A 23893-nucleotide genomic window follows, 5' to 3' on the forward strand; every position below is an offset into this window, starting at 1 on the left:
TAAATGACTAGAAAGAGTGAGTTACAGATGGCTAAAAAGCAAAATATTAATAATAATGATCCAATATCAAAAGCAGTAGATTTATTATTAGAAAATACTGAAGATTTAACAACAGTTTTTAAAGAGGGAGGATTGTATAAAGAATTAACAAAAAGATTAGTAGAAAAAATGTTGAATTCTGAGATGCAAAATTATTTAGGATATGATAAGAATCAACATAGTAATAGTGACAATGCTCGTAATGGTATAAGTTCAAAAAAATTAATAACTCAACAAGGTAAAATTGAGATTGATGTACCACGAGATCGCAATAGTAATTTTAATCCTGTAATAGTTGCAAAAAGACAAAGAAGATTTGAAGGTTTTGATCAACAAGTTCTTTCTTTATATGCAAAACGTATGACATTATCAGATATTAGAATGCAATTACAAGAGTTATATCATGGTGCTGATATTAGTGAAAGTGTTATTAGTCAAATTACTGATGATGTTATTGATGATGTAAAAGCATGGCAAAATCGACCATTAGAAAGTGTCTATCCGATTGTTTATTTTGATTGCATAATAGTGAAAGTACGACAAGATAAAAGGATTATTAATAAATCAGTTTATATAGCTTTAGGAGTTGATTTAGAAGGTAAAAAAGATGTTTTAGGTTTATGAATTAGTGAAAATGAAGGTGCTAAATTTTGATTAGCAAATTTAACAGAAATGAAAAATCGTGGCTTAAATGATATTCTTATTGCCTGCAGTGATAATTTAACAGGCATGTCAGAAGCAATACAATCAGTTTATCTTAAAACAGAACATCAATTATGCATAGTTCATCAAATTAGAAATAGTTTGAAATATGTCTCATATAAGCATAGAAAATCTCTAGTTGCAGATTTAAAACCATTTTATACTGCATGTAGTGAAGAACAAGCAATGCAGGCTTTAGAATCCTTTGAAAATAAGTGAAATAAACAATATCCTCAAATTGCTAAATCTTGATATAAAAATTGAGATAATTTAATTGTTTTTATTAGTTATCCTGCAGAAATTAAAAGAGTGATTTATACAACAAATGCTATTGAATCTGTAAATAGTCAATTACGAAAAGTTATCAGAAATAAAAAAGTTTTTCCTAATGATATGGCAGTTTTTAAAATATTTTATTTAGCAATTGAAAATATAACAAAAAAATGAACAATGCCCATTCAAAATTGAAATACAGCAATTGCTCATTTTATGATAAAATTTGAAGATAGAATTAATCTAAACTAGTACTTTGTAAAACAAAGATACACAGATTACATAAAAGCCTCAAAACCTACTGGATTTCTCACAGATTTTTATAATAATTATGGTTATATAAAATTTGAAATTGGTGGAAAAATACTCACAGAATTTTTAAATATTTATGGTTTAAATATAGATAATAATGAAAAAATTATTGAAAATACAATAAATAATACTAGTATTTATAATGGTTATATTACAATTGTTAAATATGCACATTATGTTAATTTTTATTATGTTTCTGGAAAAATTTCTGCTAATACTTAGTACAAAACAAAAAATACAAAATAATATTTCCCCACAATCTTAAATAATGTATAATTAAATTACTTACTTATGTAAGTAATATGAAATAAAAAAGTTCTCAAATTTATATTAGTTCTAAATAATTAGGTTGGCACCTAATTAAAAAGTTACCTTATGGTAACTTTTTTTATTTAAAATATTTTTTGTAATCATTTAAAATTTTATATTCCAGGACATTTATTGTTGCAAAATTTATATAATTTTTTTGAATTAATATTATTTATTTTTGACTTATTTTTTTCAAATTCCAAATTCTTAATTTTTTTTCCTGCTTTTTCTAAATCATTTTTAAATTGTTTTTGTCACTTTTGCATTTCTTCTTGTTCTAATTTTCTTATTTTTTTGTGCTTTTTTATTTGCAAATTTTAACATTTTTATTCCTTTCAAAATCAAAAAAATCATTTATTTTAAAACAAAACAATTAGATACTTTTCAGTAATCTGTGTTTTTTAATTATTTTATAACTAAATTTTTCCAAAAAAACATTTTTTTGGGAAATTATCTGAAAAAACTAAGTTAATTTTTGTCAAACTCTATTTAAAGGATGTGTATCTAATTCTTTTTCTTTCTTAGCTCCTTTTTCTAGGCTTTCTCTTCATTTTTTTAACTGTTTTTCTCTTTCTTTTTCTTGTTTTAATATTTCTTCTTTTTTCTTTTCAAATTGTTTTTCTTGTTTTTCAGCAATTTTTTTATTTTTTTCATAAGTGTTTTTGTACATTTTTTTATGTATCCTTTCAAAATAAAAAAACTCATTTACTTTAAAGTAAAGTAATGAGTTAAAAACTTATATTAAGTTTATATTTTTTATATCATAAATAATTATTAAATATAGATTATTTAATTATTTTATTCATCTTCATCATTAATTTCTATTTGAGAATTATGATGATGACATTGTTTACATTTTTCTATTTTTTCTCAAATTTTTCTATTAATATTATAATCATTTAATAATTCTTCAAATTCATCAATATTATTTGGGCGGTTGTCAAAGTTACGAAATAATTAATTATCATATTAGTAACTTATTTCCGAAATTACCATTTAAAAATGATGATAGACAAATTAAATTCTCTTTTACCCTTAAATTTATATTCGACGTATTTTAAAAAATATAGATTTTATAAGATAAAATAAAAATTATTAACAAGGAAAAAGACAAGAAATAATCTTGTCTTTTTTTGTAATTGTAAAATTTTAAAATTTTTAATAACCGTCTTTAACGCTATTATCAACACGTGTTAGGGAACTAAAAAAGTGAACTACAACACAGTTGTTAAAAATAGTAGCTAGAACATGTGGACTTGCATGAATAAATAAAAAGTGGAGTGATACCTAATAAATTATACTAACCATTTAATGGTAATTCTTGGGGTGGGAGCGAATTGGAAACTAGTATATATAGACCTACTAGGGAACCTACTATATTAATTCTATTCTTTATTTAACCAACCTTGCCACTCCCCAGTGAGCAAGTGTTGGTTTTATTTTTTATTTTTTTTGAAAAATTTTTTTGGGCGAGAAAATAAATTTCAAACTTGTAAAAAAAATTGAGCGGTGCCGGTTCAATTAAAATATTAATTTGTTTAACACAAATTAAATAAATATTGAATCGAATGCCTCAATGTTTTTTAAAATTTCACAATTTATTTTTGAGCCCAGAATTGCTGAAATGAATAAAACGAATAGTAGTATTATTAATAATCTAAAAATCAAAATATATGTTCTTTATGCTAGAAGCAACAGAACATATTAGGAAAGGATTATTATGCAAATAGAATTTAAAAAAGAACAAATTGTTAAAGATAAACCACAATCTATTCTTATTGATTATGTTGAATATAAATTATCACTTCCAAAATGAATGATTAAAAATAATTCTTTTATTGTTGATAACAGTTACACATATTGAGTTTTTAATTTAGAAAATATTAAAAGAGAATTAAGTGGTAATGAATTAATAAAATTATTAGAACCATATATTAAAGACCAAAAAATAACTGTTAATAAACCAACTGCTCCAAAAGAATATTATCTTAATGATATAAAACTTGAACCATTAAAATTTTATGAACAGCATAATAGTTGATTTATAGGTGAAATAACAGATAACAAAACTAAAATTACTAATCCTTGTTTTAAATATAACATTACGTGAGAAGAAAACAGAAAAGGTTTTAAAATAAATAATCCATATAAACATGATGATTTACCAATTAATTATCTAGTTACTTCTTATAAGGAAATTTCAACTCATAATGAAAAAATATTTTTGTTGAACATGTAAACAAAATAAATTAGATTATTTATTCTTTAATACTAATGATATAAAAACAAGAAAATATTTTTTAAGAGATAAAAATAGTAAAGCGATTTGTTATGATTGTATTTTAAATATTAGGTTAAGTAGGAGGTATAAATATGGATAAAGAATATTTAACTAAAAGAGGAACGATTTGCATACCAGACAGTGATGATATTGAATTTAAAATAGGACTAATTAAACTGATTGATGATTTAAAAAAAGATAATTTAGTTTGTGGTCATAAAGAATTTATTGAAGAATGTAAATATTGTTGATGTAATTGTGATTTAGAAATTATTAAAACAGTTATTAGAGGTTAACTTAATTAATGCAATATGATTTAATTATTGGAATTGACCCCGCTGGAATTGGTAATAATGGAATTGTTATATATTCAAATGAAACTAATAATATTGTTTTTAATGAAACATTCAATACATTAACTGTTTTATGAACTAAAAATATGTATAAAGAAAAATTTCAATTAATTAAAGAAAAATTTATTGATAAAAAAATATTAGTTATTGTAGAAAATTTCTTTTTAAATTCAAAACAATTACTAACTAATCCATTATCAACGCCTAAAATCATTGGTGCATTAATGGTATTAGTTCAAGATGTTTTCAACTGAGATTATCTAGAAAACCAACCAAAAAATAAAAATAAAATAACAAATTATAAAGGAAATATAAAATTAACAAAACATGAACAAGATGCTTATAAGCATATTCAATATTATTTAAAAAATCATAAAAAAATATTAATTTTTGATAATTATTTAAGGAAATTATAAACATGAAAGATAAAGCAAATTATGTCAAATTAACAGTAAAACTAAGTAATACTATTGAAGCAAAATATTACGAAAAAGGTAATAAATAATTATATTATAGTGTTAGAGGTCAATGAAATGGATTAAACTATGTTACTTTAATTTTTAACAACCCAAAATTTTATAGACGCTGTATTTTATTAAACAAAAACGATGAAATTATAGTAACTGGTCAAATTTTTAATACTTTAAATATTGCTAAAAATCGTGCATTTTGTTCAATTAATGTTAAATGATTTAAAAAATGAAAAGAGTAAAAAATGATATTATGAAAAATTTTATTAATAGTACCAATATTAATAACAAGCATAACACTAATAATATTTTTAATATTTATTATTAAAGAATTAAAAAATGAATATAAAGTATTAAAAATATTAAGTGAAATTTCTAATCAAATTAAAACTAAGGAGAAATAATAATGAATAAAGAAGAGTTAGAACAATGAGTATTTAATGAAATAGGTAAAATTGAAAGTATTAAAGAAGATAAATTATTACATGAAAATTGTATTAATAAAGAAAAATTAGTATCTTTTTTATCTGAATTTTATAATAATTTTAATCAAGTTGAAGACAAATGATTTCAATCAAAAGCAGATACTTATGCAAATATATTAGAATATTTAGAAAGTAATGAATTTTATAATGATAATAAAAATTAAAAAGAATAATAAATGTGGTTATGGTAGAGTTTTTGCTCATAAATGTAATAACTTATGTAAACAAAAACAAAATAAAAGAGTTAGGAAAGAAAGGTTAAATTATGAATAAAGAAAAATTAATTAAATATTTAAAAACTTTATTTATGGAAACTGATAATTGAGAAAAACAAACAATTATTGCAACGAATTTAATAATACGTGAAGAACTGATTAAAAAAATAGAAAATGGAGAATTTGAATAATGATAATATTACCTACTTTGTTTGAAAATAAAGATGAAATTGAAATATTATCACCATTTCCAAAAGCAATTCATACAAGTAATGATATTAGAGCAATTATTTTAAGACAATATCCAAATGTTAAATCAAAACACATAATTGTTTCTGACCCCGAAAGTAATGTTGCATTAATAGTTGGTGATAATGATGTTTATCAAGGTTGAATTAAAGTAACAATTAAAAAATTAGAAAATTAAAGGAGATTAAAATGCCAAACGAAAATACACAATCAAATTATACTTTAACTAAATTAATTAGAACTGGAATAAGTCCAATTTGTGCAATGATTGGTACAAGTGCTTATTATGGTCAAGTAATTGCAAATCCAGTATTAGGTTCAATTAATAGTTTATTATTTGGTAAAAAATTAGGTTTAGATATATGAAATTTAAATCAAAGACCAAATACTAAAACTAAATTAATTAATAGTTCTAAAAAAATATTATTAGGTTTAGGAACAATTGGTTTAGGAAATTATAGTAAATGAACAGAAAATAATATTAATCCTATTATTCCAACAACACCAATTCCAGTAACTACTACAACTACAACAGAAGGTCCACCATGATTACTATTAAATAAGCAAGAAAATCAGTCATTAATGGATTGAGATACATATATTAGTTTAAATGCTTATGGTATATCAAATCTTATTAGTGGATTAACTGAGTTAATACCTAATAAATTTGAAACAATAAGAAAAATTTGTAATATGGCTACTGGTGGTTGTTTAATTTCAAGTGGTGTTGCTATGGGTATAAATAATGATTTTATGAATGCTTATGCAGTACCTACTATAGTTGCTGGTGCAAGTGAAATAATCCATAATTTATTACCTATTGAAACTACACATCATAATCAAGAAATGCAAGAAACACCATTTACAAATGAAGCTACAAGATTAATTAATGATAATAGATTTACTATTAATAGTGAAACTGCAAGTCAATATTATGGCAGTGATAATATGAGCGAAGTGCCATTAAATCATGATAATGCTTCATTAAATTGAGATTATAATCACATGAGTTTATAAAGGAGGTGAATAATTTATGAATAAAGAAAAAATAATTGAATATTATAATAATGAAATTCAGACATATAAAGAGAGAATGGAACAATTAAATAAAGAAATTGCCTTATTAGTAAGCATTATAAGTAATTCAAAATCGATGATTGAAAGAATTAATGGTGGTCAATTTGATGAATAATTAAAAAATAAATAATTGAAAGGAAAATATTGAGATGAAAGAATGAACTTGTCAAGAAAAGTGGACAATAAAAGTAACCTTTTATTAAATTTTATAAAATAGCGTTTGTAAGTGTTAAATTTATAGGTATGAACTAATTATTTGTTGGTTTGGAATGAGCTAATCGATATTCGATTGGACTCATTCCTTTTAATTTTATTTGAGGTCGATAATTATTATAAAAGTAAATATAGGTAATGTTTAGTAATCTGTGTAACTTACAAAAATAACTATGTTTAATTAATTCTAGTAAATATAATTAAATGACTAGAAAGAGTGAGTTACAGATGGCTAAAAAGCAAAATATTAATAATAATGATCCAATATCAAAAGCAGTAGATTTATTATTAGAAAATACTGAAGATTTAACAACAGTTTTTAAAGAGGGAGGATTGTATAAAGAATTAACAAAAAGATTAGTAGAAAAAATGTTGAATTCTGAGATGCAAAATTATTTAGGATATGATAAGAATCAACATAGTAATAGTGACAATGCTCGTAATGGTATAAGTTCAAAAAAATTAATAACTCAACAAGGTAAAATTGAGATTGATGTACCACGAGATCGCAATAGTAATTTTAATCCTGTAATAGTTGCGAAAAGACAAAGAAGATTTGAAGGTTTTGATCAACAAGTTCTTTCTTTATATGCAAAAGGTATGACATTATCAGATATTAGAATGCAATTACAAGAGTTATATCATGGTGCTGATATTAGTGAAAGTGTTATTAGTCAAATTACTGATGATGTTATTGATGATGTAAAAGCATGGCAAAATCGACCATTAGAAAGTGTCTATCCGATTGTTTATTTTGATTGCATAATAGTGAAAGTACGACAAGATAAAAGGATTATTAATAAATCAGTTTATATAGCTTTAGGAGTTGATTTAGAAGGTAAAAAAGATGTTTTAGGTTTATGAATTAGTGAAAATGAAGGTGCTAAATTTTGATTAGCAAATTTAACAGAAATGAAAAATCGTGGCTTAAATGATATTCTTATTGCCTGCAGTGATAATTTAACAGGCATGTCAGAAGCAATACAATCAGTTTATCTTAAAACAGAACATCAATTATGCATAGTTCATCAAATTAGAAATAGTTTGAAATATGTCTCATATAAGCATAGAAAATCTCTAGTTGCAGATTTAAAACCAATTTATACTGCATGTAGTGAAGAACAAGCAATGCAGGCTTTAGAATCCTTTGAAAATAAGTGAAATAAACAATATCCTCAAATTGCTAAATCTTGATATAAAAATTGAGATAATTTAATTGTTTTTATTAGTTATCCTGCAGAAATTAAAAGAGTGATTTATACAACAAATGCTATTGAATCTGTAAATAGTCAATTACGAAAAGTTATCAGAAATAAAAAAGTTTTTCCTAATGATATGGCAGTTTTTAAAATATTTTATTTAGCAATTGAAAATATAACAAAAAAATGAACAATGCCCATTCAAAATTGAAATACAGCAATTGCTCATTTTATGATAAAATTTGAAGATAGAATTAATCTAAACTAGTACTTTGTAAAACAAAGATACACAGATTACATAAAAGCCTCTAAATATATTTAGGTAAGTTGTCTTGTATTCATTCAATAGTTCTATTTTTTCTTGGAATTTGATATAGAAATTCTGTTTTCATTGTTCCAAATCAAGTTTCAGTAGCACCATTATCACAGGAATTACCTCTTCTAGACATTGAAATTTTTATTTTTAATTCATCACATAAAATTTTATAAGAAGGATTTGTATAGTGAAATCCTTGATCTGATTGTAAAATTCATGAAGTAGGTTTTTGAGCATTAACTCAAGCTTGGATAATGTTTTGGACAACAAATGTCATGTCTAAACTTGCACTTATTTTATAATCTAATATTTCATTATTATGAAAATCTTTAACAATTGATAAATAATATGTTTTACCATTAGTTAATAAATAAGTTATATCAGTACCTAATTTTTCATTTAAATTAGTAGTTGAAAAATCACGTTTTAATAAATTATCATATCTTAAACTTCCTGATTTAGTTCTATAATCAAATTTTTTTATGCGAACCTTAGCTTTTAAACTCATATTTTTCATATATCTATATACAATATGAAATTTTAATTTTAAATTATAAATTTTGTTAATTCATAAAGTTATCATTTTATAACCATAAATTTCTTGAAATTCATAAAAAATATTTTTAATTATATTAGCTAAAAATGTATCTCATTTATTAAATTCATTCATTCCATTCTTAATTCACTTATAATATCCTGATTTTGAAACATTTAATAATCAACATAAATAACTAATCTGATATTTTTTCTTCAATGAGAAAATCACAAAATATTTCTTCTTTTTTGTCGATTTTTCTAAATACTTTTTTATATCGTTCATTGCCTCAATATATTCAATTAATTCTTGTTTTGTCATTTCATTAAAATTTAAAGATTTGGGTCGACCTGTTCTTTTGGTTTTTTTAGCACGAATTCCATTGCCATATTTTAAACCTTTTTCACCTAATAATTTATATGCTTTAATTCATTCTTTTATTGATGATCGACCAATACCATACTCTAATGCGGTTTTATCAATTGTTTTAATTTTACTTATTTTTATTATTTTTAACTTTTCTTCTTTTGATAGTCATTTAGCCATAAAAAAATGAACACCTTCCTTAAAGTATTTTTAACACAAAGGTTACAATTCTGTGTCTACTTTATTCTAGATGTTCAGAATTTTTACATGAATTAATAATTATTGGAACAAGTGTTGGAACATTAATTTGCAGAGAAATTATTGTTTTATTAAAAAGATTTATCACAACTCCAAAACATGTTAGAGCAAATAACAAAATTATAAAACATCAAAAAAAATTAGCAAAATTAAATGAAAAAATTAATAAAGGAGAAAAATAATATGACAAAAATTGAATTTAATGAAAAATATAGAAAACAAGATATTAGTATTGATAGAGATTTTGATTTGCATATTGATAATTGTTTTAAATTTTCTGATATTGATACATTAGAAAATGCAGTTAATGATTATAAAAAATTAATAAGTGAAATGCCACAATTAGTTAAAGATTGATTATTAGGATAAGATTAGGAGAATGTTAAATGTTAGAAAATGAAAATAATGTTAAACAAACAACTGAACTTTTAACTGAAAATAATGCTTCTTCACAAGAAATAGAAAATAAAGTTAATGAAGCAGAAAATAAGTTAAATAAACTTAATCAAGAAATTAAACAAAAAGAAATGATGAATATATTTAAAAAATATCAAGTTAAAACTGAATTTTATGATTACTTAAAATTTAAAACAAATAATCTAGAAAATTCAAAAATTGAAGAAACTATTAAAAAAATGATTAAAGAACAACCAATATTTAAAGAAACAATTAATACAGGTGGTAAAGCACAAACAATAATAACAAATCAACCAAATTCAATAAAAAGTACATTATTGGATTATAAAAAAAATAATAATTTATAACAGAAAGGAGATCAAAAAATGGCAATACAATTTAATAAAAATTTAGATAATACCGAAAAATTAGTAGAAGCACCAGAGTTTATAGAATTTTATAAACAATCAAATTCACCATGAGCAAGTTTTTTTCCTATCGAAATGGTTAATTCAACAAAAATTGAATTTATAGTTAAAAAACCAAAAAATTCAGAAATTAAAGTATTAAAATGAAATGATAAAAGCAAAGGATTAGATGTTAGTTATGCTGAAACTATTAAAATTTTAAAAGAAATTAAAGAAGAAGCAGTTGCAGGTGAAATAATTGCTAATGTTGATTTAAATGCTGAAAATGGACAAAATTTATTAAATACAATGCAATATGAAGTTGCTAATGACTTAGCAGATTATTTAGCAAATAATGATACAAATGTAATTGCAAAATATGCAACTAAAATAGACATTACTGATAAAACACCAGTAGGATATTTAAAATCAATGTTAGATGCTTGAAATACTTTATTTCAATTAAGAAATAGTAATAATTGTCGTTTTTTTATTACTAATAATCTTTATGATAGTATTGTTTATTTAGCTAATAATAAAGGATTAATTACTGATAATCAGATTGCTCAACAATTAAGATTAAATGGAAATGATTTATATATTAAAGGTGTACTATGTCAAATTGTAATGGATGATTATATGACATTTACTGATAATAATGAAACTAAAATTATGTCTTTTGTTTTAGCAACACCAAGAGCAATGAAAAGATATATGTTACAAAATACAGTTGTATATGTTCAAGATATTGCTGATGGTAAAGTTGGAAGAAGATATTTAGTTGGTGGAGAAGTAACTGGTGAATCAATACCCTATATAACAGATGAAGAAACAACTTCACGCTGAATGTTATGTGCAATTGTTAATAATGATAAAAATGATTTAAAAACTAAGATTACAAGTTTAACAACTGATATTACTGCAAATGTTAATAACAATAATAGTGAATTAAATACACAAATAAAAAGTACTAATGAACTTAAATCATTAAATCCTAATTTAACAAATCCAACTATTAAATATTTTAGTGATGCACAAAGTAAAACTAATATAAATAATCAAAAACAAAAAGCAGGTGACTTATATATAACTATTACTGCAAATGTTAATGACTTAAATTATAAAGGAACAACAAATCCAATTAAAATAAATCTTAAATAAAGGAAATTAATATCATGCCAATCGGTACAACTAGTACAGCAATACTTTTAAACATAAATAAACCAAAACATACTAGAACAAGTAACCAACAAGAAAATAAAAGTTTTTGATGAGAAATTTTAGAAATGATTGGTGTACAAGTAATAGCAGTAGCACTTGCTCCTTTTACTGGTGGATTAAGTGAAAGTGTAGCACTTGGATTAGGTGCAAGTGATTTAATTGCTAGTATTAGTGCTGTTGGTGTAGACTTTTTAACTGATTTTACTATTAATCAAGTTTATGATTTTTTAAAAGGAAATGTAACAAAATTAAATACTTTCTTTAATATACTTCCTGCATTTGCTGGAATTAATAAAATTAGTCGTGGTTATCGCACTACTAAATTTATTAAGTTAGCACAAAATACTAAAACATTAGAACAAGTTGGTATTAAAGAAGCAAAAAATTTAAAAGAAATTATTAGTCAAGTAAGTGGAAAAGAAATTTTAACAGATAAAATTATTGGTAATAAACGTTATTTAATGAATTATAGTTTTATTCCTAATCGTGAAACAGTATTACGAGATTTAGGCTATGTTGCTGAAAGACAATATAAGAATAATTTTCAAAAATTAAAAGCACAAGAGTTAAAAGATTACTTATTATTACAAAATACATTAATAAAATTAAGTCCACAATTAACTCCTAAATTTAAAATTAAAGATATCGAAAAAGCAAATAACTTTTTAAAAAAATTTAATACTGATTTAAAAAAAGTACTATCTATGAACCAACATGATTGATTAAATTTAGTACATACAATCCATACAGAAAATAGATTTGGAAAAACTTTAATTTTAGATTTACAAAAAATTCGTGCTAATGCTATTAAATTTAATTTTAAAAATAGTTCAATTCATAAGATTGTTTTAAATGCAAATAAAATTTTTAAATATTTTGATATTAGATTTTATTTAAAAAAAGGTTTAAATAAATTTTGAAAAGATACACCATATTTTGAAAAAATACGAGAAAGTATATATAAATTACAAGAAAAATTTGAAAAGTTAGAAAAACAAGTATTTGAAAAAATTCAGAAATTAAAAGAAAAAGCAACTGATTTATTTACTAGTGCAGAGAAAAAAGCAATTAAACATGCACAATTAATTCCATTAAATTCACCTGTATTTATGGGATGTAAAATTCAACCTTTATCATTAGATAAATGTGCAATTACTATTTATCATCGCAATCCTAAATATAACCCAATTACAGTTGTTGATAGTATTCTTAAAGCAAAAACTTTTGTTACTCAAATACATCCATTTCATTGATATCGTTGATATAGTGGTTGATACATTGGTTATGGTGTTAATCATAATAAATGATTAAAAGCAATAGCATTTGCTCCACCAGTTGTTCAACAAGTAATTAGAGATAGTTTTCAAGTATATAGAGAAATATTTAGAACTATTAGAACTTATCATAAAGTAGTAAATGTTATTAATAATCCTATTGAAAATATTAATAAATCATTTAAAAATGTTGGTTTAAAGTTTTCAGTTAATACTTTATTTGGAGCAGGATTATTACATCATTTAGAAAAATTTGCATATAGTCAAGTTGTAGAAAAAGGTAAAAAAAAGTTACAAAAAGAAATTATCCATATATCACATAGAAAAACTAAAACAAAAACTAAGCATTATAAAAAAGCATTTTTTAAGGAATGATAAATTATGATTAATAAACTTTGAACTGATGTCAGTCTTGAAAATTATAATAACTGATATCCATTAACTGGAAAAATTACAGAAACACCACAGCAATACATACAAACATGACCTAATGTTAATGATTGATTTAAAACTTTGGGACTTTCCAGTAATCTGTGTAACTTACAAAAATAACTATGTTTAATTAATTCTAGTAAATATAATTAAATGACTAGAAAGAGTGAGTTACAGATGGCTAAAAAGCAAAATATTAATAATAATGATCCAATATCAAAAGCAGTAGATTTATTATTAGAAAATACTGAAGATTTAACAACAGTTTTTAAAGAGGGAGAATTGTATAAAGAATTAACAAAAAGATTAGTAGAAAAAATGTTGAATTCTGAGATGCAAAATTATTTAGGATATGATAAGAATCAACATAGTAATAGTGACAATGCTCGTAATGGTATAAGTTCAAAAAAATTAATAACTCAACAAGGTAAAATTGAGATTGATGTACCACGAGATCGCAATAGTAATTTTAATCCTGTAATAGTTGCAAAAAGACAAAGAAGATTTGATGGTTTTGATCAACAAGTTCTTTCTTTATATGCAAAAGGTATGACATTATCAGATATTAGAATGCAATTACAAGAGTTATATCATGGTGCTGATATTAGTGAAAGTGTTATTAGTCAAATTACTGATGATGTTATTGATGATGTAAAAGCATGGCAAAATCGACCATTAGAAAGTGTCTATCCGATTGTTTATTTTGATTGCATAATAGTGAAAGTACGACAAGATAAAAGGATTATTAATAAATCAGTTTATATAGCTTTAGGAGTTGATTTAGAAGGTAAAAAAGATGTTTTAGGTTTATGAATTAGTGAAAATGAAGGTGCTAAATTTTGATTAGCAAATTTAACAGAAATGAAAAATCGTGGCTTAAATGATATTCTTATTGCCTGCAGTGATAATTTAACAGGCATGTCAGAAGCAATACAATCAGTTTATCTTAAAACAGAACATCAATTATGCATAGTTCATCAAATTAGAAATAGTTTGAAATATGTCTCATATAAGCATAGAAAATCTCTAGTTGCAGATTTAAAACCAATTTATACTGCATGTAGTGAAGAACAAGCAATGCAGGCTTTAGAATCCTTTGAAAATAAGTGAAATAAACAATATCCTCAAATTGCTAAATCTTGATATAAAAATTGAGATAATTTAATTGTTTTTATTAGTTATCCTGCAGAAATTAAAAGAGTGATTTATACAACAAATGCTATTGAATCTGTAAATAGTCAATTACGAAAAGTTATCAGAAATAAAAAAGTTTTTCCTAATGATATGGCAGTTTTTAAAATATTTTATTTAGCAATTGAAAATATAACAAAAAAATGAACAATGCCCATTCAAAATTGAAATACAGCAATTGCTCATTTTATGATAAAATTTGAAGATAGAATTAATCTAAACTAGTACTTTGTAAAACAAAGATACACAGATTACATAAAAGCCTCTCAAAATATCCATTAGGATAATTGCCATCTCATTTTTTATCATTATTATTAGCTGGTTTAATTGCAAAATATAAATCTATTTTATAATGGTCGCTTCTTTGACTTTCTCAAATAGAAGCCCCCCAGTGAGCATTATAATCATGGTCTAAAAAATAAGTTAAATCATTAGTTTTATGATGTGCTAATGTACCAATTATTAAACCAGTTACTCCACTTACTGCACCAGTTAGTGCTAGTGCTAATGTTATTTTACTTAAATTTGTTTTTATTCATGTTTTCATATTAAATTGCTCCTTTTTTATTTTATTATTTTTTCTTAACTCTTCACAAATTTTTAATCATTTTGGTAATAATTCATGTTCTAAATTAATTGCATGATTTTCACAAAGAAAAAGACTAAATGTTGTTGATTTTAATTCTAATAAAACAATATTACTTCATTTGTTACTACAATTTTTATTTTGACAGATAACATTCATTTTTCAAAATCTTTTTGAAAGATTTTAAGTTACTTACAACTTTTAATAACTTTTCTTTGTTCATGATAATTTACTCCTATTTTTAAATGAAATTTAAGATATTACACAATTATTATTTTTAATAAAAACTTTACTACTTTTTTCTTGATTATTAATAGATTTATATGAATTAATAATATTGATATCATTTAATTGTAACAATGGTGTTAGTTCTGTTAATTCTGTAATTTTACTTAGTTCGTTTGATAACTTTCTTTTAGAAATTTCTAGTTCTTTTTCAAAACTAACAATTTCCCTTGAATAAATTCTTAAATCATATTCATTGGGTTTATTTTTTTCTTTCTCTTTAATTATTATAATATTTATATAATTAATCATTTCTTGAATTTCTTGAATTTTATTTTTTAAAATTTCTATTTTTCCTATTTCCATTTTAATTTCTCTTTATTTCTTAACATTTTATTGTTAAATTATACTTATTTTTTGATATTTTTACAATTATACTTTTAAACGTAAAATAACGCCTAAATTAAAGGCGTTTATTTTATGATACCTATACTATTAATTATATTGAAATTGTTTATTATATTTTAAATATGAAAGTATTTTTTTATTATTTAATTTTAAATTACACTTATATATGTATATAATAAACAAGTAAATTAATTTTTTAAAAATATTTACAATAAATTTAAAATTTAAAAAAAGTTAGGAGAAGTAAAATTTAATTTTAATTATAAATGAAATTTTAGAGAACAAAATGCAAAAATTGATAAATTAGTTTTAGACCATATAACAAAGAAATGAGAAAAACTAGATTGAAGAATAAAAAATACAAGAGATAAAAATAAATATAAAATTGTTGATTATCAATATCGAACAAGAAAAATTATATATGGAATGGTAACTTATAAAAGAAGAATTTATGAATATTTTGATGAAAAATTACAAAAATGAATTCGTGTTTGTTTGGTTGATGAAATACTAGAATTACCAAAATATAAAAGAATTGGTGAAGATGTTGAGGAAACTATTATTGAATATTTTGCTGATGGAAAAAGATACAGAGATATTTGAGATATCATAAAAAAAGCAAATATTAGTCTTAGTTCTATTCATAGAGTTTTTAAAAATTTAGAAGTAATTGAAGAAAATCCAGTAAAAGTAAAATTAGAAAAAAATCAGCCTATTTTTGTAGCAATTGATGATGGTCACCGAAAATTTTGAAATTTTAAACGTAAAGGTACAAAACATTCTATGAGATTAATAGTAACATATACAGATAACATTAATCATAAAGTACAAAATAAAAGAGTAAAAGCAATTATAAGACCAACAAAAACAGTAATTGGCATTAAAAAAACTGCTCAATTTGTTAAAGAACATTGTCAAAAATTTTATGAAAACATTGAACAAGCAAAAATTATTATTTGTGGTGATAGTGCAGGATGAATTAAAGAAGTTGCTGATTATTTAGGTGCACAGTTTGTTTTAGATAAATTCCATTTAATTCGAACATTATATCTTGGTATAATGGCTGGAAATAAAGGAAAATATTTAAAAGAATATAATCATTGTAAAAATTTAATTAATAATAGTCAATATGAACAATTAATTGATTATTTATATAAAGAATTAGATAATCATAAAAAATTAAAGAAAAAATATTTTAAAAATAATAAACAAGGTATTGAAAATCAAGGTAAAAAATGAAATATTGGTTGCTTTACAGAAACTAATATTTGACATGTTTTAAAAGAAATGCTTGGTAATAGAACATATAATATTAGTATTTACATTAAAATGGTTATTTTTAAATGTAACAAAATAAATTTAGAAACATAATTTAATGAATATAGTAATTATTGATTATTTCGCAATTTTGAATAGCATCTCAAAAATTATTATTTTTTATTTTTATTTTTAAACCAATAATGAAAAAAGTAAATAACATAGTTATAAAAAATAAAATTGGAACTAAAATTAAAACCAAAAAAATTCCACTTCGTAATTCAGTTCATTCATAATAATTTTCTTTAATATGATGAGTTCCAAGATTATAAAAATATTTTGCAGAATGCTCTATGATAAAACTTAATTGAAAATGTTTTAACATTTTAAATCCATTAATACAATTTAAATTTTTATCAAAATAAAAAAGATTAAAGTGACTAAAATATATTAATATTAATCCTATAATTAAAGTTAAAATGCTTAAAATAAATAGTAATAGAGTTAATAACTGTAATTTTTTAGGTGCTTTAATTTTCATTTTTAAATTCTCCTTAACTTTATTCCATAAGTTTAACATTTAACAAACTTAATTATAAGTATTTTAGTTGCAATATTTTTAAAAAAATTATATTATTTAAATACAATTTCATAAAAATCCAAATTATTTCTTGTATGAAATATAATAAGACTATATATATTTAATTTATTCCGGATTTTTGACAATCTCCCATATTATTTTTATCAATATGCAAACTTTTAAAATTTAAAGTAAAATCTCCATCAACTGAAAAATGACCAACACTTACATCATAATGTTTTTCTTTTTTTCATTTATTTAAAAATTCATCTATTGTACAATTTATCATTATCATTATTTACTCCTTTTCTTTTAATTTTTGTTTTTTATTTTTATATACTTTTAATCTTAATTTTCAATCACAATATCAACAACCATATTCATCTTTAGGAATATAATTTTTATTTTTTCTTTTCATAATCATTTTTAATTTCTTTTACTTTATTTTTAAATTGTTTTTTATGAAAATAACACATATTAAAAAATTGAACAGCACTATCTTCAATATTTCCAATTTTTAAAGTAACTAATACTTTACTATTACAATCTTTAACAATACATTTAAGTAATACTTTTTCTTGTTTTTGCTTTTGCATTAATCAAATACTCCATTCTTTATTAATTGTAAAATTACATTAGTTTGTTCTATTGAACCTTTTATATGATTTTCATTATAAAGTTTAGTTATTAATCTTTTATTATCCATATCAATACATAAATTTAAATAATCAATTAATTTTTGTTTATATTCGTTTTTATATTCATTAATAATATCTTCAGTAGTAATTTCCATTATTTTTTCTCCTTATTTAAATAATATCAACCAATTAATAAACTATCTGCTTCATCATGATTATTAATAATAGGTTCTCAATTATAATTATCTTTTAAATAATTTGCTAATTTAAAAGATAATTCTTTTTTAAGATAAATTATTCATTTTTTATATATTTTTTTATTAATATTTATATTTTTAATATTATTTTCTTTAATAAAATTATTCATAATTTCATGTGTTAATATTTCTATTATTTCTTTATAATTTTCTTCATAATATGCTCATCATTCTGTATTACTTATTAACATATCTTTTGTTAATAATTTATTAAATTGTCCAGCAATAAAACCACGTAAATGTTCTTGAGTTTCATAACCAATACCATTTTTACTATGAAAAGTACCACGTTCAATAATTAAAGATAATTTATTTAATACATTATTAATATCATTTTCATCTAAAAAATTATCTTTAACAGTTAACATTGCAAAAATAAAGTCATTAATCAAATCATTAAAATTATTTGTAATAATAGAATTAACTTTATTTTTGTTATTAAAACTATAACTTTCTATTAATATTGGTATTTTATTTTCTCATAAAGTAAATCCAGTATTTTTTATACTTGGGTCAATTGAAAGTAAATAATTAGTCATTATTTATTCTCCTTATTTTTATTTAAATTCATAACTAATATTTCTAAACAATTCATACATCAATAATTATTTAATCAAATTCTTTTATTACAATATTTACATTTATTCATTTTTAAATACCAAATTATCTAATTTACTTATATTTTCTTCTAATTGTTGAAAATTTGTATTATTTTCAATTACATTATTTATATTTGGATTATCAATATATATTTTTTCATTTTCAGTAATAATTGCTTGGTCACTTTCATATGCTATTTGCATTTCAGTACTCATAATTCCCCATTTTCTTAATAATTGAGTTAATACAGTTTTTAATGCCATACTATCAAAATCACTAACAATAAATTCTTTATTTTTTGCATAAGTTTTTGAATATTTTAAAAAATGTTTTTCAATTTGTTCTTTTGACATATATAAAGTTTTTTCAAAACCATTTACCAATTGAAAATATGCTACATAACCAATAATAGGTTGTTTTAATCTTTCTAAATCATCTTGTATTCAATTAAATTCAATTCCCTTAAGTCTATCTATTTTTTTAATTTCTGTTAATCTAACATCACTTACATTAATTTCTTTATATTGTTGACTACGTAATGCTAATTGAATATAACCTTTATATCCTATTTGAAATTGAGCATTATTTACTTTAGTATTACTATCTCAATAAGGTACAATATAACAATAACCAAAATTCTTTTCTAATGGTAAATTCAATAATACTGCTTGATAACAACTATTAATAATAGTATCTGGATATGCTTTATCTAAACCATATTGATTTGAAATTGCTAATACATTACTTTTAAATTTTTGTATTTCTAAATTATTAACAATACCTTTTTGTCTAATAAATTTTTCTACATTACCATTATTAATATTTTTAACTAATAATTCATTTGCCATTTTATTTTAATTCCTTTCATGTTCAAATTGCTTTTTCTCATTCAATTAATAATTCATTTGTTATTTCTACTTTTATTAATTCAATTTCAGTTTCTTTAACTCAACATATAAAATGTATATTTGATAATTCATAATTATTATTTTTTAATAATCAATAATATGCTATTATTTGTAATTTTGATTTTTCTAATAATTCTTTTGAAAAAACTTTATAAGTTTTAAAATCAATTATTATATTTAAATTATTTTCTTTATAAATTAAATCTGGTGTTCCAGCAACAATATCATAATTAAATATTTTTTCACTAATATATTCATTATTATTAATAAATTTAATAGTTAAATAATCTAATAATGTATAACAATAATTTAAATAATTTTGTGAAAATAAATCTTTAATATAATTTTTAATTTGATTACTTATATTTTTAATATTTATATTTTTAAAATATAATTCTGCTACTTTATGAACACAATTACCACGAATTCTTGCATTATTTATATTAAAACAATGTTTACATTTATTACATTTACAATATGAATTACCTAAATAATAATCTAATATTTTACTTACTGATATTAATTCTTTATTTTTTATAAAATATTGATGTGTTTCTTTTTTAAAAATTAAATTATTTTTTTGATTGTTTAATTGCATTTTTAATTAAATTTCTTATAAATTTTGTAATTGTAATATTTTTATTTTTACAAAAATCTTTAATTTCTTGTTTTTCAATTTCAGAAACACGTATTCTTATTCAATTACTTAATAATTTATCTTTTGAAATTTTATTTCTAGGTGCCATATTTATTCATCTCCTTTAACCGTTAATAATTTTTTTATAATCAATAATTACTTGTTCTAATTGATTTACATTTTTATAATTAAAATAATCACAACTAATGTTTAAATCTCCATCATTGTCAATTCTAACGTCTAAACTACTTTCATATTTGTCATTAAATTCTTCTTGTAATTTTTCAAATTTTTCTATTAATTTCATTGCATTATGTAATTCTAATTGATTCATTATTTTTACACTCCTTTAAAATTTTCTAATTGTAATTCATTAATATAATATTCATATAAGTAATCTCAATTATTTGATGTTAAATGCATATCTTCTTCAATCATGTCATTTATACATTTATTACAATAATATGTATTTTCAATTTCATGTAATTCAGAAAATCATATATATTTTTCATTATGAGTATTACACTTCATAATCATCACTCATTAATTTATAAAAGCAGTTATTACAAGTTCTATTTGCAAATGATGAATTTTTATTACATATATCACATGAACCAAATATTTTTTCAATTTCTTCATATTTTAAATATATTCTTTTATCTTCTTTTAAATTCAACATAAATTAATTCTCTCTTTCTATAATTTTTAATATTTCTTCAATTTCTATATATTTTTAATTTTTAAGTAATTTTTCATTACATAATTTTTTTATTAATTCTATTTTTTCAACATTTAATAACATATTAATTTCCTTTAATACTTTAAATAAAATATTTTTTCATTATGAGTATTTATATCTTTCATTGGCATAACAATATAATTTATTGCTAAATCATTATCATTATATGGGTTATTTATTTTAAAACTTTTCATATCTTGTTCTCATGTAATGTTATATTTAAAACATTCTTGATTTTTATCATTTGTAAAAATATAATAACCATTATATTGTTCATAAAATTCACAAGATATTAATTCATTTTCAGTAGTAGTAATATCTGAAATATTTTTTATATATTTTAAAATTTCACTACCTTTAATACTTTCAATATCTTTTGTTATTGATTTTTTACCTAATTTATAATTAAAATCTTCAATTATTTTTAATGTTATTTTTTTATTATTTTGATTAATAATAGTATCTTTAATTGGAAATCATGTTTCATATTCACCAATTTCTAATAACATACCTTTAGTTGTTTCTCTTACTTTATTTTTAATATCTAAATTAACATTAATCATTACGAATCCTTTCTACGTATAAGCCTTATCACCTACAGTGATAAAAGGCTTATATATTACTAACTAAATACTTACCTACTTACTATACGTAAGGCTTATGCTACTGTAAGTAGCAAAGCCTTGGAGGGTAGGGGTTATAGGGGAAGGGAACCAAAAAATATCAAGTTTTAAAAGACCAACACAAAAATTACTATTGGAATATTCCAGCACAATAGCCTAAATAATTTTTTATTTAGTTATGTAATAATTAATTACTTTAATAAAGTGCTGGTTTAATAAAATAATTAATTATAATTGTTTAACAATTAAAAATGAGAGTTTTATCTCTCATGTCATTTTTATAAAATATACCAATTTTTTATTCGGCCAACTTTTCTTCTTTTGATAGTCATTTAGCCATAAAAAAATGAACACCTTTCTTAAAGTATTTTTAACACAAAGGTTACAATTCTGTGTCTACTTTATTCTAGATGTTCAGTTTTACCCGTGGAACCATTAAGAGAATTTTTTACTAAAGTTGATGGATTATTGAGACGTATTTTTGATGATACTATTAGTTCTGTTTTAAATGTTGATTTTACTAGTGGTTTAGAACAAGTTTTAACTTTATGAGTATTTTTAAAAGCAGTTGGATTTTTAGTTGGTTAGGAGTTTATTATGAAAAAGAAAGATTTATTTGAAATTTGTAGTGGAGTTATTTTTTGTTTTTTAATATCATCGCTTACTGCGTTATTTTTTGATTTTGATGTAGACAAATTAAAGTTATTTTTTGAAAATGCTAGTTTTGGTTTAAAAATTTTAATTTTCTTTTTTGATTTTATTTTTCCCTTTATTTTAAGTTCATATTTTGTAGAGTTTTGTTTTTGAATTAAAAATAAGTCCTGAATTGTAAATATAAATGGGACAAATGGGACAGTTTTTAAAATAATTGTATTAAGTCTATTGGGCTTTTATAAGATAGTGATTTTCTGGGTGTAGAATTAATTTGAAATGCTATAGCATTTAAGTCTTTTTGTTTATATAAAGATAGATCTGTAGATTTTGGTAAATATCTTCTTAAAATACCATTATTATTTTCATTTAAACCTCTTTGACAAGGTTTGCCAGGATCTGCAAAATAAATCTTAACATTGCAAATTTTTTCGATTAATTTTCATTTACTAAATTCTTTACCACGATCAAAAGTAATAGTTTTAACTGTTCCTTTTTGTAACTTTGAAATAAATTTTATTATACTTTTTGTAATATTTTCTGCTTTATGATTTTTAGAAACTAAAGGAATTGTGGTTTTTGATCATATATCAGCTAAAGTAATAATAGAACTTTTATGATCTTTACCAATGATAGTATCACCCTCTAAATGACCAAATTCTTGTATATTTTTAATATTAGGAATGATTAAATTTCTTTCATGAATAGATTTACAATTATTAATTCGTCCTCTAGTTTCTTTTTGTTTATGAGGTTTATTTTTTCCTTTTCTCAATAAGTTATTTTCATCAAAACCCATTCGATTTGTTTTAAACATGTTATATAAAGTTTTTGTTGAAATACTTTTTATTTTATTTTCCTTTAAAAAATTAGCAATTATATCAAGCGCATAATTTTTAGTAATTAACAAATAATTAATAGTATTAATTTCTGTTAAAGTTAAAATTATTAATTTTCTACCTGCATTTTGCTTCTTTTTTTGAATTTGATTCAATATTTCTAATGGTAATAAGTTTTGATTTAATAATCTGCAAACTCTATGTACAGTTGATTTACTATAATCAACAGCTTTTGCTATTTTACGAATTGAAAATTCATAACTTTTATATTCTTTTATTGCTATTATTGATTCAATAGTCAGATACTTATACATTGTGCTAATTCCTTTCTTTTCTTAATTATAGAATTAACACAATTTAATTTTTATATAA

General features: G+C 21.7%; 38 protein-coding genes. 19 read left to right on the forward strand and 19 right to left on the reverse strand.

From position 1 onward, the window contains the following. Positions 1 to 27: 27 nt before the first annotated feature. Positions 28 to 1266: an IS256 family transposase gene (locus ACQH20_RS01615; RefSeq protein WP_425377559.1), complete on the forward strand. Its 1239-nt coding sequence runs from the start codon at positions 28 to 30 to the stop codon at positions 1264 to 1266. Between the two features lie 482 nt (positions 1267 to 1748). Here the strand turns inward: ACQH20_RS01615 and ACQH20_RS01620 are convergent, their stop codons facing one another. Together ACQH20_RS01620 and ACQH20_RS01625 are read right to left on the reverse strand one after the other, a co-directional pair. Beyond that, the gene (locus ACQH20_RS01620) at positions 1749 to 1949 is read right to left on the reverse strand and encodes a hypothetical protein (RefSeq protein WP_425377278.1); all 201 of its coding nucleotides are present in this window, start codon (positions 1947 to 1949) and stop codon (positions 1749 to 1751) included. A gap of 149 nt (positions 1950 to 2098) precedes the next feature. After that, entirely contained in the window at positions 2099 to 2305 is a 207-nt protein-coding gene (locus tag ACQH20_RS01625; RefSeq protein ID WP_342273015.1) for a hypothetical protein, read from the reverse strand. Positions 2306 to 3355: 1050 nt separating this feature from the next. On the opposite strand from ACQH20_RS01625, the gene ACQH20_RS01630 reads away from it, so the two are divergent. From ACQH20_RS01630 to ACQH20_RS01670, 9 genes are all read left to right on the forward strand, one after another. Further along, positions 3356 to 3874 carry a hypothetical protein gene (locus tag ACQH20_RS01630; protein ID WP_338973560.1) on the forward strand — a complete coding sequence of 173 codons (519 nt, stop codon included), beginning with the start codon at positions 3356 to 3358 and terminating at the stop codon, positions 3872 to 3874. Between the two features lie 134 nt (positions 3875 to 4008). Continuing rightward, positions 4009 to 4212 carry a hypothetical protein gene (locus ACQH20_RS01635; protein ID WP_281748672.1) on the forward strand — a complete coding sequence of 68 codons (204 nt, stop codon included), beginning with the start codon at positions 4009 to 4011 and terminating at the stop codon, positions 4210 to 4212. 8 nt (positions 4213 to 4220) lie between these two features. Beyond that, a complete protein-coding gene (locus ACQH20_RS01640) occupies positions 4221 to 4685 on the forward strand; it encodes a hypothetical protein (protein ID WP_281748671.1) in 465 nt (154 codons plus the stop codon). 299 nt (positions 4686 to 4984) lie between these two features. Beyond that, complete coding sequence (locus ACQH20_RS01645; RefSeq protein WP_338975867.1) at positions 4985 to 5143, forward strand: hypothetical protein; 159 nt, start codon at positions 4985 to 4987, stop codon at positions 5141 to 5143. Between the two features lie 2 nt (positions 5144 to 5145). Further along, positions 5146 to 5388 carry a hypothetical protein gene (locus ACQH20_RS01650; protein ID WP_338975868.1) on the forward strand — a complete coding sequence of 81 codons (243 nt, stop codon included), beginning with the start codon at positions 5146 to 5148 and terminating at the stop codon, positions 5386 to 5388. 101 nt (positions 5389 to 5489) lie between these two features. Beyond that, positions 5490 to 5630, forward strand: coding sequence for a hypothetical protein (locus ACQH20_RS01655; protein WP_281749441.1), 141 nt, complete (start codon positions 5490 to 5492; stop codon positions 5628 to 5630). Beyond that, complete coding sequence (locus tag ACQH20_RS01660) at positions 5630 to 5866, forward strand: hypothetical protein (RefSeq protein WP_174480108.1); 237 nt, start codon at positions 5630 to 5632, stop codon at positions 5864 to 5866. Before ACQH20_RS01655 ends, ACQH20_RS01660 begins: the two co-directional genes overlap by 1 nt. 11 nt (positions 5867 to 5877) lie before the next feature. Then, a complete protein-coding gene (locus ACQH20_RS01665; protein WP_425377279.1) occupies positions 5878 to 6705 on the forward strand; it encodes a hypothetical protein in 828 nt (275 codons plus the stop codon). Between the two features lie 16 nt (positions 6706 to 6721). Next, positions 6722 to 6880, forward strand: coding sequence for a hypothetical protein (locus ACQH20_RS01670; protein WP_338978061.1), 159 nt, complete (start codon positions 6722 to 6724; stop codon positions 6878 to 6880). Positions 6881 to 7013: 133 nt separating this feature from the next. Here the strand turns inward: ACQH20_RS01670 and ACQH20_RS01675 are convergent, their stop codons facing one another. Beyond that, entirely contained in the window at positions 7014 to 7178 is a 165-nt protein-coding gene (locus ACQH20_RS01675; RefSeq protein WP_425377560.1) for an IS3 family transposase, read from the reverse strand. Between the two features lie 28 nt (positions 7179 to 7206). Here ACQH20_RS01675 and ACQH20_RS01680 point away from each other — a divergent pair, with 28 nt between their 5' ends. Next, a complete protein-coding gene (locus ACQH20_RS01680; protein WP_425377561.1) occupies positions 7207 to 8445 on the forward strand; it encodes an IS256 family transposase in 1239 nt (412 codons plus the stop codon). A gap of 40 nt (positions 8446 to 8485) precedes the next feature. On the opposite strand, the gene ACQH20_RS01685 is transcribed toward ACQH20_RS01680, so the two are convergent. Next, the gene (locus tag ACQH20_RS01685) at positions 8486 to 9574 is read right to left on the reverse strand and encodes an IS3 family transposase (RefSeq protein WP_425377280.1); all 1089 of its coding nucleotides are present in this window, start codon (positions 9572 to 9574) and stop codon (positions 8486 to 8488) included. Positions 9575 to 9835: 261 nt separating this feature from the next. On the opposite strand from ACQH20_RS01685, the gene ACQH20_RS01690 reads away from it, so the two are divergent. Genes ACQH20_RS01690 through ACQH20_RS01715 form a run of 6 tightly spaced genes read left to right on the forward strand, consistent with a single transcriptional unit; the run spans position 9836 to position 14798 of the window. Then, on the forward strand, positions 9836 to 10021 hold the full coding sequence (locus ACQH20_RS01690; protein WP_281748210.1) for a hypothetical protein: 186 nt from the start codon (positions 9836 to 9838) through the stop codon (positions 10019 to 10021). Positions 10022 to 10038: 17 nt separating this feature from the next. Next, complete coding sequence (locus ACQH20_RS01695) at positions 10039 to 10416, forward strand: hypothetical protein (RefSeq protein ID WP_425377281.1); 378 nt, start codon at positions 10039 to 10041, stop codon at positions 10414 to 10416. A gap of 18 nt (positions 10417 to 10434) precedes the next feature. Further along, on the forward strand, positions 10435 to 11616 hold the full coding sequence (locus ACQH20_RS01700) for a hypothetical protein (RefSeq protein WP_425377282.1): 1182 nt from the start codon (positions 10435 to 10437) through the stop codon (positions 11614 to 11616). A 14-nt stretch (positions 11617 to 11630) separates the two neighbouring features. Continuing rightward, positions 11631 to 13328, forward strand: coding sequence for a hypothetical protein (locus tag ACQH20_RS01705; protein WP_425377283.1), 1698 nt, complete (start codon positions 11631 to 11633; stop codon positions 13326 to 13328). Between the two features lie 3 nt (positions 13329 to 13331). Further along, on the forward strand, positions 13332 to 13502 hold the full coding sequence (locus tag ACQH20_RS01710) for a hypothetical protein (protein ID WP_425377284.1): 171 nt from the start codon (positions 13332 to 13334) through the stop codon (positions 13500 to 13502). Between the two features lie 57 nt (positions 13503 to 13559). Next, on the forward strand, positions 13560 to 14798 hold the full coding sequence (locus tag ACQH20_RS01715) for an IS256 family transposase (protein ID WP_425377562.1): 1239 nt from the start codon (positions 13560 to 13562) through the stop codon (positions 14796 to 14798). Here ACQH20_RS01715 and ACQH20_RS01720 read toward each other — a convergent pair. Then, on the reverse strand, positions 14785 to 15318 hold the full coding sequence (locus tag ACQH20_RS01720) for a hypothetical protein (protein ID WP_425377285.1): 534 nt from the start codon (positions 15316 to 15318) through the stop codon (positions 14785 to 14787). The genes ACQH20_RS01715 and ACQH20_RS01720 overlap by 14 nt on opposite strands. A 93-nt stretch (positions 15319 to 15411) precedes the next feature. Then, entirely contained in the window at positions 15412 to 15750 is a 339-nt protein-coding gene (locus ACQH20_RS01725; RefSeq protein ID WP_338978532.1) for a hypothetical protein, read from the reverse strand. A 393-nt stretch (positions 15751 to 16143) separates the two neighbouring features. On the opposite strand from ACQH20_RS01725, the gene ACQH20_RS01730 reads away from it, so the two are divergent. After that, positions 16144 to 17163, forward strand: coding sequence for an Mbov_0401 family ICE element transposase-like protein (locus ACQH20_RS01730; protein ID WP_425377563.1), 1020 nt, complete (start codon positions 16144 to 16146; stop codon positions 17161 to 17163). Between the two features lies 1 nt (position 17164). Here the strand turns inward: ACQH20_RS01730 and ACQH20_RS01735 are convergent, their stop codons facing one another. The 12 genes from ACQH20_RS01735 to ACQH20_RS01790 all read right to left on the reverse strand — a co-directional run bounded on the left by ACQH20_RS01735 (position 17165) and on the right by ACQH20_RS01790 (position 21971). Then, positions 17165 to 17590, reverse strand: a complete 426-nt coding sequence (locus tag ACQH20_RS01735) for a hypothetical protein (RefSeq protein WP_425377286.1) — start codon at positions 17588 to 17590, stop codon at positions 17165 to 17167. Between the two features lie 160 nt (positions 17591 to 17750). Then, on the reverse strand, positions 17751 to 17924 hold the full coding sequence (locus ACQH20_RS01740; RefSeq protein ID WP_425377287.1) for a hypothetical protein: 174 nt from the start codon (positions 17922 to 17924) through the stop codon (positions 17751 to 17753). Positions 17925 to 18030: 106 nt separating this feature from the next. Further along, positions 18031 to 18225, reverse strand: a complete 195-nt coding sequence (locus ACQH20_RS01745) for a hypothetical protein (protein WP_339047199.1) — start codon at positions 18223 to 18225, stop codon at positions 18031 to 18033. Beyond that, entirely contained in the window at positions 18225 to 18422 is a 198-nt protein-coding gene (locus tag ACQH20_RS01750; RefSeq protein ID WP_425377288.1) for a hypothetical protein, read from the reverse strand. The genes ACQH20_RS01745 and ACQH20_RS01750 overlap by 1 nt, the downstream gene beginning before the upstream one ends. Next, a complete protein-coding gene (locus tag ACQH20_RS01755) occupies positions 18422 to 19063 on the reverse strand; it encodes a hypothetical protein (RefSeq protein ID WP_425377289.1) in 642 nt (213 codons plus the stop codon). The genes ACQH20_RS01750 and ACQH20_RS01755 overlap by 1 nt, the downstream gene beginning before the upstream one ends. Before the next feature lie 102 nt (positions 19064 to 19165). Beyond that, a complete protein-coding gene (locus ACQH20_RS01760; RefSeq protein WP_425377290.1) occupies positions 19166 to 19972 on the reverse strand; it encodes a recombinase RecT in 807 nt (268 codons plus the stop codon). A 1-nt stretch (position 19973) separates the two neighbouring features. Further along, on the reverse strand, positions 19974 to 20630 hold the full coding sequence (locus ACQH20_RS01765) for a PD-(D/E)XK nuclease family protein (RefSeq protein WP_425377291.1): 657 nt from the start codon (positions 20628 to 20630) through the stop codon (positions 19974 to 19976). Next, positions 20605 to 20778 (reverse strand): hypothetical protein, encoded by a 174-nt coding sequence (locus tag ACQH20_RS01770; protein WP_425377292.1) that lies wholly within the window; start codon positions 20776 to 20778, stop codon positions 20605 to 20607. Before ACQH20_RS01770 ends, ACQH20_RS01765 begins: the two co-directional genes overlap by 26 nt. Before the next feature lie 15 nt (positions 20779 to 20793). Next, positions 20794 to 21003, reverse strand: a complete 210-nt coding sequence (locus tag ACQH20_RS01775) for a hypothetical protein (RefSeq protein ID WP_425377293.1) — start codon at positions 21001 to 21003, stop codon at positions 20794 to 20796. Positions 21004 to 21008: 5 nt separating this feature from the next. Continuing rightward, positions 21009 to 21206, reverse strand: a complete 198-nt coding sequence (locus ACQH20_RS01780; RefSeq protein WP_425377294.1) for a hypothetical protein — start codon at positions 21204 to 21206, stop codon at positions 21009 to 21011. After that, positions 21190 to 21348 (reverse strand): hypothetical protein, encoded by a 159-nt coding sequence (locus tag ACQH20_RS01785; protein ID WP_338978670.1) that lies wholly within the window; start codon positions 21346 to 21348, stop codon positions 21190 to 21192. The genes ACQH20_RS01780 and ACQH20_RS01785 overlap by 17 nt, the downstream gene beginning before the upstream one ends. A gap of 134 nt (positions 21349 to 21482) precedes the next feature. Further along, entirely contained in the window at positions 21483 to 21971 is a 489-nt protein-coding gene (locus ACQH20_RS01790; protein ID WP_425377295.1) for a hypothetical protein, read from the reverse strand. Between the two features lie 486 nt (positions 21972 to 22457). Here ACQH20_RS01790 and ACQH20_RS01795 point away from each other — a divergent pair, with 486 nt between their 5' ends. Further along, positions 22458 to 22619 (forward strand): hypothetical protein, encoded by a 162-nt coding sequence (locus tag ACQH20_RS01795; RefSeq protein ID WP_425377296.1) that lies wholly within the window; start codon positions 22458 to 22460, stop codon positions 22617 to 22619. Positions 22620 to 22890: 271 nt separating this feature from the next. Here ACQH20_RS01795 and ACQH20_RS01800 read toward each other — a convergent pair whose 3' ends face one another. Continuing rightward, a complete protein-coding gene (locus tag ACQH20_RS01800) occupies positions 22891 to 23835 on the reverse strand; it encodes an IS30 family transposase (RefSeq protein ID WP_425377297.1) in 945 nt (314 codons plus the stop codon). Between the last annotated feature and the right edge of the window lie 58 nt (positions 23836 to 23893).

The organism is Spiroplasma endosymbiont of Aleiodes alternator (assembly GCF_964031135.1).
Classification (GTDB): Bacteria; Bacillota_I; Bacilli_A; order Mycoplasmatales; family VBWQ01; genus Spiroplasma_E.